Source organism: Flavobacterium movens, from assembly GCF_039581425.1.
Taxonomy (GTDB): domain Bacteria; phylum Bacteroidota; class Bacteroidia; order Flavobacteriales; family Flavobacteriaceae; genus Flavobacterium; species Flavobacterium luteolum.
In genome coordinates this window covers 51,185-69,641 of record NZ_JBCPXY010000009.1, presented here as the reverse complement: position 1 = coordinate 69,641, position 18,457 = coordinate 51,185, and the positions used below count along the sequence as shown (strand labels likewise).

Annotated in this window: 14 protein-coding genes; 9 read left to right on the top strand and 5 right to left on the bottom strand. The window is 36.7% G+C overall.

Features of this window, described 5'->3' with window-relative positions; translation table 11 throughout:
• Positions 1 to 209: 209 nt before the first annotated feature.
• The 8 genes from AAYQ05_RS16355 to AAYQ05_RS16320 all read left to right on the top strand — a co-directional run bounded on the left by AAYQ05_RS16355 (position 210) and on the right by AAYQ05_RS16320 (position 14,529).
• Positions 210 to 2,582 (top strand): sulfatase-like hydrolase/transferase, encoded by a 2,373-nt coding sequence (locus AAYQ05_RS16355; RefSeq protein WP_343544467.1) that lies wholly within the window; start codon positions 210 to 212, stop codon positions 2,580 to 2,582.
• A 59-nt stretch (positions 2,583 to 2,641) separates the two neighbouring features.
• On the top strand, positions 2,642 to 4,219 hold the full coding sequence (locus tag AAYQ05_RS16350; protein WP_343544466.1) for an arylsulfatase: 1,578 nt from the start codon (positions 2,642 to 2,644) through the stop codon (positions 4,217 to 4,219).
• A 212-nt stretch (positions 4,220 to 4,431) separates the two neighbouring features.
• Entirely contained in the window at positions 4,432 to 6,813 is a 2,382-nt protein-coding gene (locus AAYQ05_RS16345) for an arylsulfatase (protein WP_343544465.1), read from the top strand.
• Positions 6,814 to 6,863: 50 nt separating this feature from the next.
• Positions 6,864 to 9,263 (top strand): arylsulfatase, encoded by a 2,400-nt coding sequence (locus AAYQ05_RS16340; protein ID WP_343544464.1) that lies wholly within the window; start codon positions 6,864 to 6,866, stop codon positions 9,261 to 9,263.
• A gap of 121 nt (positions 9,264 to 9,384) precedes the next feature.
• Positions 9,385 to 9,960, top strand: coding sequence for a hypothetical protein (locus AAYQ05_RS16335; protein ID WP_343544463.1), 576 nt, complete (start codon positions 9,385 to 9,387; stop codon positions 9,958 to 9,960).
• 3 nt (positions 9,961 to 9,963) lie between these two features.
• Positions 9,964 to 12,081, top strand: coding sequence for a cation:proton antiporter domain-containing protein (locus AAYQ05_RS16330; RefSeq protein WP_343544462.1), 2,118 nt, complete (start codon positions 9,964 to 9,966; stop codon positions 12,079 to 12,081).
• 68 nt (positions 12,082 to 12,149) lie between these two features.
• The gene (locus tag AAYQ05_RS16325; RefSeq protein WP_343544461.1) at positions 12,150 to 13,073 is read left to right on the top strand and encodes an NAD-dependent epimerase/dehydratase family protein; all 924 of its coding nucleotides are present in this window, start codon (positions 12,150 to 12,152) and stop codon (positions 13,071 to 13,073) included.
• Positions 13,074 to 13,170: 97 nt separating this feature from the next.
• On the top strand, positions 13,171 to 14,529 hold the full coding sequence (locus AAYQ05_RS16320) for a DUF3108 domain-containing protein (RefSeq protein ID WP_343544460.1): 1,359 nt from the start codon (positions 13,171 to 13,173) through the stop codon (positions 14,527 to 14,529).
• A gap of 52 nt (positions 14,530 to 14,581) precedes the next feature.
• Here AAYQ05_RS16320 and AAYQ05_RS16315 read toward each other — a convergent pair whose 3' ends face one another.
• From AAYQ05_RS16315 to AAYQ05_RS16295, 5 genes are all read right to left on the bottom strand, one after another.
• Entirely contained in the window at positions 14,582 to 14,941 is a 360-nt protein-coding gene (locus AAYQ05_RS16315; RefSeq protein WP_343544459.1) for a hypothetical protein, read from the bottom strand.
• Positions 14,942 to 14,965: 24 nt separating this feature from the next.
• On the bottom strand, positions 14,966 to 15,133 hold the full coding sequence (locus tag AAYQ05_RS16310; RefSeq protein ID WP_343544458.1) for a hypothetical protein: 168 nt from the start codon (positions 15,131 to 15,133) through the stop codon (positions 14,966 to 14,968).
• Positions 15,134 to 15,182: 49 nt separating this feature from the next.
• A complete protein-coding gene (locus AAYQ05_RS16305) occupies positions 15,183 to 16,061 on the bottom strand; it encodes a helix-turn-helix domain-containing protein (protein WP_343544457.1) in 879 nt (292 codons plus the stop codon).
• 2 nt (positions 16,062 to 16,063) lie between these two features.
• On the bottom strand, positions 16,064 to 16,531 hold the full coding sequence (locus AAYQ05_RS16300; RefSeq protein WP_343544456.1) for a nucleoside deaminase: 468 nt from the start codon (positions 16,529 to 16,531) through the stop codon (positions 16,064 to 16,066).
• Positions 16,532 to 16,682: 151 nt separating this feature from the next.
• Positions 16,683 to 17,048 carry a DsrE family protein gene (locus AAYQ05_RS16295; RefSeq protein WP_343544455.1) on the bottom strand — a complete coding sequence of 122 codons (366 nt, stop codon included), beginning with the start codon at positions 17,046 to 17,048 and terminating at the stop codon, positions 16,683 to 16,685.
• A 223-nt stretch (positions 17,049 to 17,271) separates the two neighbouring features.
• Between AAYQ05_RS16295 and AAYQ05_RS16290 the strand changes: the two genes are divergently transcribed.
• Positions 17,272 to 18,360 (top strand): NADH:flavin oxidoreductase, encoded by a 1,089-nt coding sequence (locus AAYQ05_RS16290; RefSeq protein WP_343544454.1) that lies wholly within the window; start codon positions 17,272 to 17,274, stop codon positions 18,358 to 18,360.
• The last annotated feature ends 97 nt before the right edge of the window (positions 18,361 to 18,457 follow it).

Below are 18,457 nucleotides of genomic sequence, written 5' to 3'. Positions count from 1 at the left end.
TACGGTTAAAAGCTATTGTTTGTAATTAAAGCGTTTTTTGATATAAATAACATATTGATAGAATGAATTACTAAGTTTAATCGAGAGATTGGGTGAGTTGGAACAGAAAATAATGAAAACTTTGTTGCAAATTATAATTTGAAACATCATCAAAAGATTTTGTAAAACCCATGTTTGTAAATTTATTACGAATAACAAAATCTTGTAATATGAAACCGTTTATCAGCCCAAAACTGCTCTTCATTTTAGCTGTATTTCTTTTCAGCTGCAATCAATCTCAGAAAACCGATTCTGTAACAGAAAAAACCGATTCAGGAGAACTAGATCGAACAATACTGCCAATTCCAGAACCTCCTTTTGGCGGAAAAATTGGAGAAACCTACAAAGACTCCAAAGAAGAATGGCCAAAATTGGTTACGCCTCCGCAAGGAGCGCCAAATGTGATTATCATTCTTTTAGATGATGTTGGATTTGGACAGGTAAGCACATTTGGAGGACCGGTTCCAACACCAGAATTAGATAAACTTGCCGCAAATGGCTTAAAATATAACCGTTTTCATACTACAGCCATCTGTGGGCCTTCGCGCGCAGCCTTGTTGACAGGAAGAAATCATCATAATGCGGGTTCTGGGTTCTTGGCCGAATGGGCAACAGGATATCCAAGCTACAATTGTATGATTCCAAAAACTACTGCAACATCTGGTAGAATTTTAAAAGGAAACGGATATAGTACGAGTTGGTTTGGAAAAAATCATAATACGCCAGATTGGGAAAGTAGTATTACAGGACCATTTGACCGTTGGCCTACGGGGTTAGGCTTCGATTATTTTTACGGATTCATTGGTGGTGAAACGCATCAATATTATCCAGTTCTTTTTGAAAATACGAAAGCAGTAGAACCAGATAAAACTCCAGAACAAGGTTATCATTTTATGACCGATATGACCGATAGAGCCATTAATTGGTTAGAATATAGTAAATCGGTTGCACCTCAAAAACCAGTTATGATGTATTTTGCTCCAGGAGCGGCACATGCACCACATCATGCACCAAAAGAATGGCGTGACAAATTTAAAGGTCAGTTTGATAAAGGTTGGGATGTGGTAAGACAAGAAACCTACGAACGTCAGTTAAAAATGGGAATTATTCCAAAAGGAACAAAATTGACTCCAAGACCTGACTGGGTTACACCTTGGGATAAACTTTCGGCAGATCAGAAAAAACTGTTTGCGCGTTTGATGGAAAATTATGCGGGTTATCTTTCGTTTGCCGATCATGAAACGGGACGCCTTTTAGAAGCCATTAGCAAACTTCCAGATGCCGATAATACTTTAATATTTTATATAGTTGGTGACAATGGCGCAAGTTCTGAAGGCGGAATGGAAGGTACAATTAATGAAGTAAAAGCATTAAGCGGAATCGCCACTCCTTTGGCAGATAACTTAAAACATCTTGATCAAATTGGAGATCCAGATACAGAACCACACTATCCTGTAGCTTGGGCGTGGGCTGGAAATGCTCCTTTTCAATGGGTTAAACAAGTAGCTTCTCATTTTGGAGGAAGCCGAAACCCAATGGTGGTTAGCTGGCCAAAAGTAATTAAGGATAAAGGCGGAATGCGCAGTCAGTTTGTGCATCTGATTGATGTGCTTCCTACAGTTTTAGAGGCTTCTCATTTGCCAGCACCAAAAACTGTCGATGGGGTTGAACAGAAACCTATGGATGGGGTTTCTTTCTTGTCTACTTTTAGTGATAAAAATGCAAAACCAGTTAGAACTAGACAATATTTTGAGGTATTCAGCAATAGAGCCATTTATGATAATGGTTGGGTTGCAGCTACCCAACACACATTTCCGTGGAGACAGGATTATGCGCCAGGAAATTGGGATAAAGACAAATGGGAACTTTATAATATTGATGAAGATTATAGCGAATCGGTTGATTTGGCTAAAAAATATCCTGAAAAAGTGGAAGAACTGAAAAAGATTTTTGCAGAAGAAGCCAAAAAGTATAATGTGTATCCATTAGATGATAGAGGAACTGGCCGATTAATTTCGCCAAAACCTACGCCATCTGACCCAAAACGCAAACACTTTACTTTTTACGCAGGAGCAACGAGATTGGCTGAAACAGCGTCGCCAAATACTAAAAATAAATCGCATAGTATAACAGCAGAAATTGAACTTAAATCAAAATCAGACAGTGGTATCATTGTGGCTTCTGGAGGAAGTTCGGCAGGATTTGCTTTATATGTGCAGAACGGAAAGTTGGTTTATCACTATAATTATTTTGATGATGCCCGTTACGTCATTACTTCTAAAGAATCACTTCCGGTTGGAAAAAGTACTGTGCGATTTGATTTTGCTTATGATGGCGGAGGAACTGGAAAAGGTGGAACAGGAAAACTTTATATCAATGATAAATTAGTCGGCGAAGGGCGAGTTGATAAAACCGTAGCCGCTCGTTTCGGAATTGATACTTTCGGAATTGGTGAAGATTCTGGATCTCCCGTTGCAAAATCGTACAAACCTCCATTTAAGTTTACAGGAATTGTTGATAAGGTTGATATTGACTTGAAATAAGTGTATCAATTATCAATTATCAATTATCAATTATCAATTATCAATTCATTTAAAGAATTATGAAAAAATATATTGTTCTATTAGCTGTCTTAGCTTTTGTAACCGAAATCAGCGCGCAGCAAAATTATTTTAACCCAACGGTTAAAGTAAAAGATTATTTAGAGCCAGCAATTCCGCATCCAGATCAGGACAAAGAGATGAAGGATAAAATGAGCAAGTTGAAAAAGAAACCTAATATCTTGATTATTCTAATTGATGATATGGGGTATGGAGATATTGGTGTTTATGGAGGAGGTGTAGCGATTGGCGCACCAACTCCAAACATGGATAAACTGGCTCATGAAGGTTTACAGCTGACTTCTACTTATGCGCAGCCAACTTGTACACCTAGTCGTGCAGCAATTATGACAGGAAGAATTCCGGCAAGATCGGGATTAACGAGACCAACTTTGACAGGCGAAAACCCAAAAGTGAATCCTTGGGCTTCTGAGAATACAACGGCTAAAATACTCTCTCAAAATGGTTATAAATCGGCTATTTCGGGTAAATGGCATTTGGGAGAAAGCAAAGGAAGTTTGCCAAACGAAGTAGGATATGATGAATGGCTCGGATTTGGTTCTGTTCAGTCAGAATACGCACAGTTTGTTAACGAATGGATCTATCCGGATCTAATTAATAAACCAGACCGATTAAATGCAATTAAAAAATTGGTTGACCAAAATATTTTGACAGGCAAAAAAGGCGAAGAAAATAAAATAGTTCAGCCGATATCTACTATTGAAGAGCTTTCAAAAGTTGATCAGGTTTTTGCTAATTACAGTGAAGACTTTATTCGACGTTCAGTTAAAGAGAATAAGCCATTTTATTTGATTCATTCTTTTTCTAAAGTGCATAACGAAAATTATGTGTCTGAAGGTTACAAAGGAAAAAGTCCAGCGGCATTTCCTTATAAAGATGCTGTAGTTGAAGTTGATGATATTGTGGGAAGATTGATGAAACTTTTACAAGATTTAAAAATAGACGACAACACATTAGTATTCCTTACTTCTGATAATGGCCCAAATGAAGATGTTTGGCCAGATAGCGGTTACACTCCGTTTAGAGGAGGAAAAGGAACAACTTGGGAAGGCGGAGTGCGCGTACCGGGAATTGCTTATTGGAAAGGTATGATAGCTCCGGGACGCATAAGCGATGGATTATTTGATATTTGCGATATGTTCAATACTTCTCTTTCGGCAGCTGGAGTTTTAGATAAAATTCCATCATCTAATTATATTGATGGAGTAGATCAGTTATCGTTCTTTTTATCAGATAAAGGAGTATCGAATCGAAATGCCGTTTTTATGTATTCTGAAACCAAATTTATGGCCGTGAGATGGCAGGAATACAAAGTGCATATGAATGTCTTTAATACATCGGCAGAACGAAAAAATCTGGATCAGTCTACGATTCAAAGTATCGGAATGAGTCCGTGGGTATATAATTTATACACAGATCCAAAAGAGCAATTAAGCACGGGGCATCGTTTTTTTGAATGGGGAATTCCAGGCGTAATGGGACTTATTGCTGCTCATTTAGGAACGTATCAAAAATATCCCATGAAAGATATTGGTTTGAAAAAACCGGGCGCTGAATAATATTTTATTAAATAGTTTATCAAAAGCGAAAACTCCTTTTTACTGAGGAGTTTTTGGCTTTAAGAGCAAACATGTTGCAGATTATAAAATGAAACCAGTTGTGTTCTGGGTTTTCGTTCCAACTATAGTGAGTACCTTATTTTTGTAATAAGGTATTTGATACTGAATTGCAAAATGCTAAAAAAAACATGAGTTTAAATAAACAATCTGTTATGAAAACTAAAAAATATACAAAGCTGATTTTCATTTTTAGTATAAATGTTTTATCGATATTTTCTGTAAATGCGCAGGATGTATTGCCATTTCCTCCGGCTCCGTCAGCATCTCAAGCTGGTGTTACAATCGAAACTTCCACTTATAAAAAAAGAACAGAACCGAAACACCTACCTGCAAATGCACCAAATATTTTAATAATATTAATGGATGATGCCGGTCCAGGAGCGCCTTCTACATATGGAGGAGAAATAAACACGCCAACATTATCGCGAGTTGCTAATACCGGAATTTCATATAATCGTTTTCATTCAACTGCCATGTGTTCGCCAACACGCGCATCTTTGCTAACAGGACGCAATCACACTCGCGTAGGTAATGGTCAGATTGCTGCGATTGCGAATGATTTTGATGGTTTTAGTGGTACGATTCCGAAGAGTTCTGCAACATTAGCCGAGATTTTAAAAGACTATGGTTACAATACCGCAGCTTTTGGAAAATGGCATAATACTCCAGAAGAGCAAATTACATCAAAAGGACCTTTTGATTATTGGCCAACAGGTTATGGATTCGAATATTTTTACGGTTTTCTAGCAGGAGAAGCTTCTCAATATGAACCAACTTTGGTGCGAAATACATCATATGTAGAACATCCAAAAACTTCTGGAGGGCATGATTATTATCATTTATCAGAAGATTTGGCTGATGATGCTATACTTTGGTTAAACGAACAAAAAGCATATGCACCAGAAAAACCATTTTTTGTGTATTGGGCGCCAGGTGCTGCCCATGGTCCACATCATGTAATGAAAGAATGGGCAGATAAATACAAAGGCAAATTTAATGATGGATGGGATGCTTATCGTGAAAGAGTATTCAAACGTCAGAAAGAGCAGGGATGGATTCCACAGAATACATTGCTTACGCCAAGAGCCGAATCTATGACTTCATGGGCAAATATTCCAGAAGCAGAAAAACCTTTTCAGCGCCGACTTATGGAAATTTGGGCTGGTTTTGCGGAACATGCCGATTATAATGCAGGACGAGTTATTGACGAGATTGAAAAATTGGGAGAACTTGATAATACAATTATTATTTACATCTGGGGTGATAACGGTTCTTCTGCAGAGGGTTTAAATGGCACAATCAGTGAACAATTGGCACAAAATGCAATTCCGACAAAAATTGAACAGCACATTACAGCTTTAAATGAATTAGGAGGTTTAGACGTTCTAGGCGGACCAAAAACTGACAATATGTTCAACGCCGGATGGGCTTGGGCAACAAGTACTCCATATCAGGGAACAAAATTGCAGGGTGCTTATTTTGGCGGAACGCGTCAGCCTATGGCTATTTCTTGGCCAAAAGGTATTAAACACGACAAAACGCCAAGACCGCAGTTTCATCATGTTATAGATATTGCGGCAACTATATATGAAATCGACAAAATTCCGGTTCCAAAAGTTGTAAATGGTTTTGCACAAGATGAATTAGACGGAGTGAGTATGGTTTATACATTCACGGATCCAAAAGCACCCGGAACACGTCATACGCAGTTTTTTGATATCATGGCAAGCCGAGGTATTTATAAAGACGGTTGGTTTGCAAGTGCGCGAGGACCAAGAGAACCATGGGTAGGAGGGATTCCGAAAGGTATTAAGCAATGGTCGCCGCTTACTGACACGTGGCAATTGTACAATCTGGATCAAGATTGGTCTCAGGCAGTTGATTTGGCAGCAAAAGAACCTAAAAAACTTGAAGAAATGAAAGCCTTGTTTTTAACAGAATCGGCAAAAAATAAAAATCTTCCAATTGGCGGTGGATTATGGTCAACCGCTCTTTATCATCCAGAAGATGCGCCTTCTTCGCCATTAACAGAATGGACTTTTGATTCGCCAATAAAAGGAATGCCGGAGTCTGCAGCTCCAAAATTGGGAAAAGTAAGCAGCATTGTCACAATGGATGTCGAAGTTCCTGAAAATGCAAACGGAGTATTGTATGCGCTTGCGGGATTTTCGGGAGGAGTTGCCTGTTATGTAAAAGATGGTTATTTAAATTATGAGTTTAATTTATTTGAAGTACAACGAACTAAAATTAAATCGAAAGATAAACTACCAAAAGGCAAAGTAAAAATTGAAGTCGAGTCAAAACTAGTAGATAAAATAGGAGGTTCGATGAACGTGACATTAAAAGTCAACGGATCAACAGTTGGCCAGGGAACGGTTCCTACAGCAATGTCTCTTCATTTTACATCAAATGCCACTTTTGACATTGGTACCGATTTAGATTCTCCGGTTTCTTTAGACTATTTTGATCAAGCTCCATTTCCGTTTAATGGGAAAATAGGAAAGACAAAAATTGTTTATGCTAAGAAAAGCTAACAGAATCTAAGTTTTAAAAATAGTATCAGAACCTTTAAGATCAGGAAATCATGAAAGAATATTATAGTTTAAAGCAAATCATTAATTTAAAATTTAACTGTTCTTTCCAAAACAATATCGGCAGTATATTTTTATTAGTGGTTTTAATTTTAAGCAGTACAATAAAAATTTATGCACAAGATGTTCTGCCTTTTCCACCAGTTCCTAGTGCGAGCGTTGCCAACGAAACATTGGCAGAAAGCACACACAAAAGAAGAGCGCAGCCAGATCATTTGCCGAAAGACGCTCCAAATATCATAATTATTTTAATGGATGATTTGGGTTTTGGTACACCATCGACTTTTGGAGGCGGAGTCAATACGCCAACGTTAACCAAAGTATTCAAAGAAGGAATTGCATATAATGAGTTTCATACAACCTCAATCTGTTCTCCGAGCCGCGCTGCTTTATTAACTGGCAGAAATCATACAAATGTTGGCAACGGAACCATTGCTGAGCGAGCAGTCGATTGGGACGGTTACACCGGAATTATTCCGAAAGAAGCGGCAACAGTAGCCGAGGTTTTAAAAGATTATGGATACAGCACTTCCGCTTTTGGAAAATGGCACAATACGCCTGCTAACCAAACAACAGTTGCCGGACCTTTTGATTACTGGCCGGTAAATTATGGTTTTCAGCATTTTTATGGTTTTTTGGCGGGAGAAACTTCGCAATATGAACCACGATTGATCAATGATTTCACGCCAATTGAACCGCCAAAAGATGAAAAATACCATTTAACAACCGACTTGGCGGATCACGCTATTGAATGGATGAAAGAGCACAAATCGTATGCGGCTGATAAACCATTTTTTCTATATTTTGCGCCTGGCGCCGGTCATGCACCGCATCATATTTTTAAAGAATGGGCCGATAAATACAAAGGTAAATTTGATGATGGCTGGGACGCTTATCGCGAAAAAGTATTTAAACGCCAAAAAGAATTAGGCTGGATTCCTAAAAACGCCATGCTGACGGCGAGAGACAAAACAATGGCATCTTGGGAAAGTATTCCACAATCTGAAAGAGCGTTTCAAATTCGTATGATGGAAGTGTTTGCCGGATATGTAGAACATGCAGATCATGAAGTAGGCCGTGTTTTGGATGCGCTTGAAGCGAATGGACAAAAAGACAACACCATCGTGTTTTTTATCTGGGGCGACAATGGTTCAAGTGCCGAAGGACAAAATGGTTCCATAAGCGAATTATTGGCTCAAAACGGAGTTTCAAATACTATTCAACAGCAGTTAGATGCTTTGAATAAACTTGGCGGATTGGACGCAATTGGTGGACCTCTTTTAGAAAACAACTACCACGCTGCTTGGGCTTGGGCTGGAAATACGCCTTTTAAGCATACAAAATTAGTGGCTTCTCATTTTGGAGGAACACAGAATGCGATGGTGGTTCGCTGGCCAAAAATGATAAAACCCGACAGCACACCAAGAAGCCAGTTTCATCATATCAATGATATTGTGCCGACTATTTATGATATTTTAAATATCAAAGCACCAAAAGTGGTTAATGGTTTTGAACAAATGCCATTAGATGGAGTGAGTTTTAAATATACTTTTAATGATGCTAAAGCTAAAGAAGTATCTAAAGTTCAGTTTTTTGATAATAACGGAAGTCGTGGAGTTTACAAGGACGGTTGGTACGCTTGTACTTTTGGACCTTTATATCCGTGGATTCCTGCTCAGAAAGGTTTAGCCGAATGGGATTCTACTAAAGATGTTTGGGAACTGTACAACATTAAAGAAGATTATACACAGTATTATGATTTGGCGGCTAAAAATCCACAGAAGTTAAAAGAGCTTCAGGAAGTCTTTAACGAAGAAGCCAAAAAGAATAAAGATTACCCAATTGGTGCCGGAATCTGGCTTCGCATTCACCCCGAAGATGTTATTAAAGCGCCGTATACTTCTTGGGTTTTTGATGAAACTACAAAACGAATGCCCGAATTCAGTGCGCCCGGTTTAGGTAAAAAAAGCAATAAAGTAGTCGCTGATGTTGAGATTAAAGAAAATGCTTCAGGAGTTTTATATGCGCTTGGAGGCTCTGGCGGCGGTGTGACTTTGTTTATGGATAACGGAAAATTAGTTTACGAATACAATATGCTAATTATCGAACGCTATAACGTAGAATCATCAGAAAAAATTCCCGCAGGAAAACACACAATCGAAGTGTTGACAACAATTGCAAAACCTGGAGCGCCAGCAGATATTGTTATCACAGTTGACGGCAAAGAATATGCTAAAGGACAAGTAAAACGTACTGTTCCAGTAGCTTTTACAGCCAGCGAAACCTTTGATGTCGGCGAAGATTTAGGAGGGCCAGTTTCTATTCGTTATTATAAAAAAGCGCCTTTTAAATTTGAAGGAAAAATAAATAGCGTGAAAGTAAATTTATTATAAAAACAGCACTCAAAATCTTGGTTTTACGGATAAGAAAGAGAAAAAAAATCTCTTTTTTATCTGTTTTTGGCCTGCTAAAAGGATTTTTCTGCTTATCTTGTAGAATCCAAAACCAATTTTTATGACTATAAATAGACTATTCCTTATCCTTTTTGTACTTGTTTTATCTTCCTGCAGCAATAAAAAAGAAAAGGAACTTATTATGCGTGAAAATGCGCTTTTAGAAAGAGAAAAACAATTTCAAGATAAAGAAGCAGATTATGATAAGCTCTTAAAAATGAGAGACAGTTTATTGTCTGTTTCTAAAGTAAAAGATACGCTTCCTCAAATAAAAGAATGGCCAGAAAATCTTAAAGTGGCGTGGAATAGCAAAATGATCTGCAGAGAATCTAACTGCAGCAATTATGTTATTGGCGATCAGCGCAGCGAGGTTTGGGAGTTTGTGTCAGATTCTACCGGAATGTTTACAAACGTCTTAAGTAATAACGAAATTAAACGTGTTTTTGCTGGACAATATTTAGAAAGTAAAATTGTCCTTGATTCGGCAAAAGAAGCTTCTTCAAAAAACAAAATAAAAGTCAGCGTAGTGCTAGATGATATTAAAAAAAATATCATAAAAGGCACGCAGACTATAACGGGTCAGGATAATTGTATCGCAAAATTCTCAGTCGAACTTACTCCATCTGCTAAAAAGTAATTTATGCTACTGAGTATACATCATATAACATTTCCTATCGAAGATCCTCTTTTAAAGTATCTTATCGAAATCATCATTATTTTATGTATTCCGCTTTTATTGAATAAAATAAAGGTACCACATTTGCTCGGTCTTATTATTGCGGGAGCTCTTATTGGTCCTAATGGATTTGGAGTGCTTTCTAGAGACAGCAGTGTGGTGGTTACAGGAACTACAGGTCTTTTGTATATCATGTTTCTAGCAGGTCTAGAAATTGATATGGCCGATTTTAAAAAGAACAAATGGAAGAGTATTATCTTTTCGATTTTCACTTTTGCCGTTCCGTTTGCTTTAGGGCTAGTAGGCGGTTATTATTTACTTCATTTTTCACTGCTTACCTCAATTTTGTTTGCCAGTCTTTTTTCGTCGCATACTTTAATTGTGTATCCAATGGTAAGCGGTTTGGGGATTGCCAAAAACCTTGCTGTAAATATAACAGTAGGCGGAACGATGATTACCGATGTGCTTTCGCTTTTAGTCTTAGCGGCTATCGTTGGAATGTCGCAGGGAGAAGTGGGAACAGCTTTTTGGGTAAAATTATCGGTTTCAATGGTTGTCTTTGCTTTAATTGTGCTGCTTATTTTTCCAATAATTGCCAGATGGTTTTTTAAAACTGTAGATGACAAAATCTCGCAATATCTTTTTGTATTGGTTATGATTTATCTGGCAGCGCTTTTGGCTGAATTGGCAGGAATCGAATCTATTATTGGTGCCTTTTTTGCTGGATTGGCCTTAAATAAATTAATTCCGCATACATCATCTTTAATGAACAGGGTCGAGTTTGTCGGAAACGCCATTTTTATTCCTTTCTTTTTGATTAGTGTTGGAATGTTGATTGATTTTAATGCGTTCATACAAAGCTGGGAAACTTTATGGGTAGCGTCAATTATGTTGGTGGCATCAATAGGAGGAAAATATGTTGCAGCTATTCTGACGAAAAAAACATTTAAGCTTACTAATGATGAAGGACAGTTAATTTTTGGACTGAGTTCGGCATCTGCGGCAGCGACATTAGCTTCTGTCATGGTTGGTTACAATATAATTATTGGCGAAAATGATGCGGGTGAACCCATAAGACTTTTAAACGAACATGTGCTTAACGGGAGTATTCTTCTTATTTTGGTTTCTTGTACCATATCATCGTTTGTTTCTATGGCGAGTGCACAACGCATTGCACAAGCAGAAAAAGACAATACAGTGTCGGGCGATAGTAAAGAAAAAGAAAATATACTGCTTGCTGTGAATCATGAAGCTACGGTAGAAAAAATGGTGAATCTTGGCTTGATGGTAAAAACGGCATCAAACAAACAGCTTTACGCTGTAAATGTGATTAATGAAGATGCCAATGAATCTTCTGAAAAAAATGCAGAAAGAATACTAGAAAACGCGATAAAAGCCGCCTCGGCCGCAGATGTAGAACTGCATCCAATTACACGCCATGACAATGATACAGCTGGGGGAATAAGCAATGTGATAAAGGAAAAAGATATTACTGATCTTATTGTAGGTCTGGAAGGCGGAAAAGGCTTTTCGGCTTCATTTGTATACAATTTGTATAATGGTTATCTGCGAAATAAAAATATCAATTTAATGGTCTATCATGCGGTTCAGCCGGCGGCGACTATTAAAAGATATTTGGTTTTTATTCCAGCAGATGCCGAATTGGATGCGGGATTTTTTCATTCGATGTTAAGAATCTGGAATATTGGCCGTAATTCTGGAGCCAAAATGAGTTTTTACGGAAAAGAAAAAACACTAAATATCTTAAAACGAATTGCTAAAAAAGCTTCTATAGAAGCAACATTTGATGTTTTTTCCAATTGGGAAGATGCTCAGCAAACCGCCCTGACTATTGAAGAAAATGAAGGATTAATTATTATGATGGGAGATAAGGGAATGCACTCGTATTTTTCGCGAATGCGAGATATTCCAGATCTTTTAAATCTAAAATTTAATAACAACAACTACATGCTTATCTATCCTTTTTCTAAAACTACTTCAAACAATACCGAAAAAAGGTCAGTCAGCAGTCATGATGATTTTGCTGAAATCGGAAAAGCGATTCGAAGTATTTTTAAATAATTATTCTCTTTATAAGAATAAAAAAAGTTGTTAAACAATAAGTATTAAAGAAAAGCTAATTTAACGGAATGCAGACAATATTAGGAGCCAGCGGACAGATTGGCGAAGAACTGGCTAGAGAACTGAAAAGAAATTTTACTTCAGATATTCGGATTGTAAGCCGTAAAGCTAAAAAAGTAAATGATACCGATATGGTTTTTTCAGCAGATTTAATGAATAAAGAAAAAGCCATAGAAGCTGTAAAAGGCAGCGAAATTGCTTATTTCACGTTAGGACTTCCAATGGATTCTGATCTATGGGAGAAACAATTTCCATTAATTCTAAGAAATACTATCGAAGCTTGTAAAATCAATAAAACAAAACTTGTCTTTTTTGATAATACTTATATGTATCCGCAGGATGATAGAAGGCTTACAGAAGACACAGCCTTTGAACCAGTAGGAAGAAAAGGTATTGTTAGAAAAGAAATGGCAGAAATGGTTTTAAACGAAATAAAGTCAGGTCAATTAGAAGCAGTTATCTGTCGTGCTCCTGAATTTTATGGTCCAGATAAAACACAGAGTATTACCAATACTTTAATCTTTGATAACATCAGAAAAGATAAAAAACTAAAAGTGCCTTTAAGTGATACTAAAAAAAGAAGCTTAATTTGGACACCAGATGCAAGCCGTGCTACTGCGTTAATAGGAAACACACCGGACGCTTTTGGTCAGACTTGGCATTTACCTGTTGATGATAGTCATCTTAATTATAAAGAATTTATTGCGCTGACTTCTGAAATATACGAGAGCGAATTAAAATATGCTGTTATACCAAAGTTTGTGTTTAAAATAGGAGCACTTTTCAATAAGAGGCTAAAAGAGCTACAGGAATTGCTTCCGAGATACGAACACGACAATATTTTTGATGACTCAAAATTTAGAAAGCGATTCCCAGATTTTGCCGTAACAAACTATAAAAACGGAATTGGACAGATTAGAGAAGAACAATGATAATGAAGCTGAATTTTGATTGGAAAATAACCATGAAATCAGGTATTGTTTTCTGTATTTGCCGTCAGTAAATTTGTGCCTAATCAAATAGTTTCCAATGAAAGTTAACAGTTTAGGCAGTTTTTTATCAATGAAATTAGCATTTTTAAGAAATAGAACAGCAATTTTGGTAAAACCCCTTTTATGTGCAATGATGCTGCTTCCATTTATTGCATTCGGTCAAAAAGAGATAGTTCCTGGAAGTAAAGATATCAATACCAAATACATTAAACCCGAAAAATCGCTTTATACCGTTTATTATGTAAAAGGTACGGAATGGAAAAACATGGGAGCATTGACCTACGATATTGTTTTGGCCAATAATCAATTAACTTTAAACAATACTTTCACTCCCAAAGATAACGGAAAATCTACCACGCGTATTAGTACAGCCGACGCTCTAACGTTGAAAGCGATTAGTTATTCTGATGAAACGAAGAATGCAAAACTAAACCTTAATTTTGGAGAAACGATTACAGGTAATTTTTATTCGAAGAAAACCAAAAAAGATAAAAAGCTAAAATTGAAGCCTAAAGAAGAATTTTTTGACTTCAACTGGACGGATCATTTAATCAGAACATTACCATTAGATGTAGGCTATAAAGGCCGTTTCCCTCAATTTTATTATAATGATGAGTCAAATGTGCTGGTTGAATATTACACGATCAAAGAGGTTAAAAGTTACGTCTACAATTCTCCGAGAACTGGTAAACACGATACATGGATTGTTTCAGTTCTGGAAGAAAGCACCAATGCTTATTACAATTATATTATAGACAAAAAAGACCACCGTCTTTGGCAGCGAGAAATGTCTATGGCAAACGGAATGTGGGAAATCACAGTTAACGAAGAATTAGATTATCAGCCTATTAAAAACAAATTTAATAAAGAAGAAGTTGCCCGACAGATTTCTAATGGCAATGGTGTTATAATTGGTACCGCTTACGCAAGATCCGATTCTGGTAAAAAATTAGGAGGTTTAGTTAATACAGCTAAGAAACAATATGCTCCAAAAGGAACAGAAATTACGCTTTTTCCAAGTTCTGCTTATTATGAAGAATGGCTGGAAGTGAACAAGAAAATTCGAAAACAGAAAAAAATGCCAGAAGTTCCTTTGGATAACGATTTTGGTTATTCGGTTAAAAAAGCCAAAGTATATGACGATCAGGGACATTTTGAGTTTGCAGATTTAATGCCAGGAACTTATGTGGTTATGGTTAGCTTTGATTTTACAAATTCTTATAATTATTCATACGTATCAGGATATACCAATTATTATAATTATTTTGGCTATCAAGGTTCTACAACCAATTATGGGACAGCTAGCCAATCTTATAGTGATAAAGCTAACATTGAGAAGCGTGTAACTATTGATAAGGATGGGGAAAAGAAAGAAGTAAATTTAAAAGAAATATAATAAAAAATAAGAAAGCCGTATCAACAGGAAGTTTGATGCGGCTTTACTTTTATTAGTTTTCCGGATTAAACTTAGACATATACATGTACCAGTTCCATTCCCAAGAATTTCCATTATCTTCAGAAAATGCCTGACTCCAAACAGGGTTATTTTTATCTCTTACATCCCAGCGAAAAATCACAAGAATATCTTTTCCGTTAAAAATGTCTATAGTCACAAAATGGCCAACATTGTTTTCAAAAGAACCTAAAACTGGCGGGTCTAATCTTCCTTCATTAGAATCGGCCCAATAAATACTCCACAATCTGCTTTTCGGGTTAAATAATCTAACGGTCATACCTTCAAATGGCTGTCCGTCAAATGTGGCAAGGAAATTATCAATATTACCGATTCCGTTTAAAACCTTATACATTTCTTGTGTAGATTCAAATTCGGTTCATTCTGTACAATTAGACAATCTCGAATTGAGTTTTTTATTATGAAGTTTCCATTTTCCTTCAAAAAAATCAAAATCATGTTTCGATGAAGTGGGAGAGGCCGTTATTATTAATTCTCCATTTGCATCAAAATTTATTTTCGGAATTTCTAAATTTTCTGTTTGCATCGTTTTTGGTTATTTGATAATTAGGATAAAAATAAATGTATTAGAATCTTCAAGACGCACCTCGGTTAAAACCTATTGTTTCTCTGTAGGATTGCGGAGAAATATCGGTTTTGCCTTTAAATACTCTGCTAAAATAGTATTCGTCATCATAGCCCAATTCATAAGCAATCTCTTTGACTGTTTTGTTTGTGAGGTACAATTCTCTTTTTGCTTCCACAATGATACGTTCTGTAATTAAGTCAGAAAGTGTCATATTAAAATGATTTTTTGCTGCACGCGCAAGTACAACCGGAGTTACATGAAGGATTTCGGCATATTCACTGGCTGAATGTTTCGTTCGGAAATGATCTTCAATAGCATTTCTTAAATTTTGAATTATAAAAAGCTGTTTTTCATTTCCGTTTATTTCTTTCACAGATTGTTGTTCGAGTTTTATTCGTGTGGCAAAAACCAAGAATATTTTCAAATAAGAAACCAGAACTTCATCTTTTCTCAAAGCTTCCATTTTCAGCTCATTGACAATTTCTCTGACAATATTCATCAATGTCTGTTTGTTATTTTGATCTAAAAGAATAAAAGGCTGCTCATAAACATTATTGAATAGAATTCCGTTTGCTGCAATTTCTTTATGATGTCGATAAATACAGAAAAAATCATGATGAAACTGAATGGAAACACCAGCAATTGGCCCTTCTGAAGCTAGCATAAAAGGCTGATACGGATAAAAGGCAAATAAAGTGTTTTCTTTGAATGCATATTCAGAAAGATCAACTTTGGCTAATCCTTCTCCCGAAGTAATTATAATTAACGTAAAATAGTTATTACGCTGAATATGATCAAAATAACTAGCATTATCAAATTCAAAAACCTTGAAAGATAAATTTCCGTTTTGCTGATTAACCAGAGTATGTACAGATTGTGATAACATCTTTATAATTTGCCAAGTAGTTCTAAAAATTGAGCATTTAATTCACTGCATTCATCAACACAAACATCGCCAACGACTTTTGGTTTCTGTCCCCATTTAGGAACATCTTCAGCACTTAGAACATTATATTTCGAAGTAAAACCGCCAACATAAGGCACAGATGTACCATAAATAATTGCAGCAATTTTGTGATGACGAATCATATAAGAACACATAATGCAAGGTTCGTGCGTGGTGTACATTTTTGCCAGATGCAACTTATCCGAAAATCCGTTTTTTAATGCATCTTTAACCGCCAATATTTCGGCATGATTGGTAATATCTCCCGTTGATTTTCCAGATTCAATTCCCGTACCGATTACTTTACCATCAAGCACAATCAGTGCGCCCACAGGTGGATTTCCAGCTTTAAGAGCTGTTTTGGCAAGATCTAAACATTGATGCATATAATATGAAAAATCTTCTTGCATAACTTTAAACTTAATTTTTGATTTTAAGGAACAATCTAGTTTTAGCTAAATTACTCAAAAAAGCAACTGCTTTATTGGATTAGATGGGTCGAATTCTATTGCAATTTTTAAACTGCCCTGTTACTAAATAAAGGGCAGTTTAAATTTTGGCTTAGAAAATTAGAATATCGTAACCTTCTTTTTTAAGGTTTACAAAACTCGGAAGACCTGGAGTTCCAGGAACTTTGTTGTCATTTAATAATTCATAACCCGATACTTCGGTGCCAAATACAGCAACACAACCTTTAGAAAGTCCGTGAACATGATCTTTTACTTCTTTATAAAGAGCATTAACAGGATGTTCTGGTTTGTCAAGCTGTTCAGGCCATCTGATACCTGCACCTTGAAAAATAATTTTTACATCTTCACCTTCGTGTTTAAATTCATAAGCTGATGCTAAAGCATTGAATACACGTCCTAACGCTTCTTCTGAACCCGCTTTTGGGTCAGAAAGAATAATAATAGCTGTTTTTTTCATTTGAATAAGTTTTAATAATACCGCAAAGATCTGACGCCAATGCCTGCCAGAGAATGGAGGAAATTTACTTTATGATGGAGAATTTTTATCAGAAGTTTTTCAGAAGAATTTAGGTTTAAAACGTCCATTATAAAGTAAAAATCATCCATTTCTCAGGAGAGATGATCTTAACAACTTTGCATTAGATAATAATGCACTTAAGTTGAACTTTAAAAAAAATAAAATGGCTGTTTCTGATTTATTTAAACCGCTTACATTACTGCATGGTCCAGCAATGAGAAATCGTTTTATGCTGGCACCTTTAACAAGCCAGCAGAGCGAATTTGATGGCACTGCATCTCAATACGATCAATTTTGGATGGAACAGCTTGCGCAAGGCGGTTACGGATTAATTCAAACCAGTGCTGCAACGGTGGAGGCTGGAGGTATAGCATTCGAACGCCAATTAGGTATTCATAGTGATAATCATTTGCCTAGTTTAACCCAAATGGCATCGGTTATTCGTGACGGTGGTGCGTTGTCTGCTGTGCAATTGCATCATGCGGGACATCGTGCTAAACCTTCTATAGGAGGAATTCCGGCTCCAGCTTCTAGTAAAACTTTAGAAGGTATAAAAGCAATTACAACCGAAGAAGTAGAAAGAATTCGCGACAGTTTTATTGCCGCGGCAAAAAGAGCTCAGCTAGCGGGATTTGACGGAATCTCAGTTCATGGAGCATTTGGATGGATTCTTTCTGAATTTATGTCTCCAAACTTAAACGATCGTACCGATATGTATGGAGGAAGTTTAGAAAACCGCGCTCGTTTTACAATTGAGGTTATTGAAGGAATTCGTCGAGCTTGCGGTCCCGATTTTCAGATTGGCTGGAGATTGTCGATTGAACGTTACGGACTGCTTTTGGAAGAACTTCGTGAAGTTACGGCTGCTATATTTGACAGGGAATTAATTGATTATTTGGATTTAGCACTTTGGGATTCGACTCAAATTGTTCGTGAAGGAACCTTTAAAGGAAAAACCATGTTGAGTGTTTTTACAGAACTTCCTCGTAAAGGTGTGCGTTTAGGAGCGGCAGGAAAAATTATGAGTGCGCAGCGTGCCGGAGAACTTCTAGATGAAGGATGCGATTTTGTGCTTATTGCACGTGCGGCAATTTTACAGCGTGATTTTCCTCTTCAGGTAAAAGCAAACCCAATGTACGATAGTCCGCAGCTGCCTGTAATGGCGGATTACCTGAGACAGGGCGGACTTAGCGAACGTTTTATCGAAACCATGCGCGGATGGCAGACTTTTGTAAAAGCAGGTTCTTTGTAAGTTTTTGTAGTGTTTTAATTGACGAATATTGAAGATGTATCTAAAATATAATATATATTTTTATTAATTGATTACGAACTGACTAATACACCAAAAA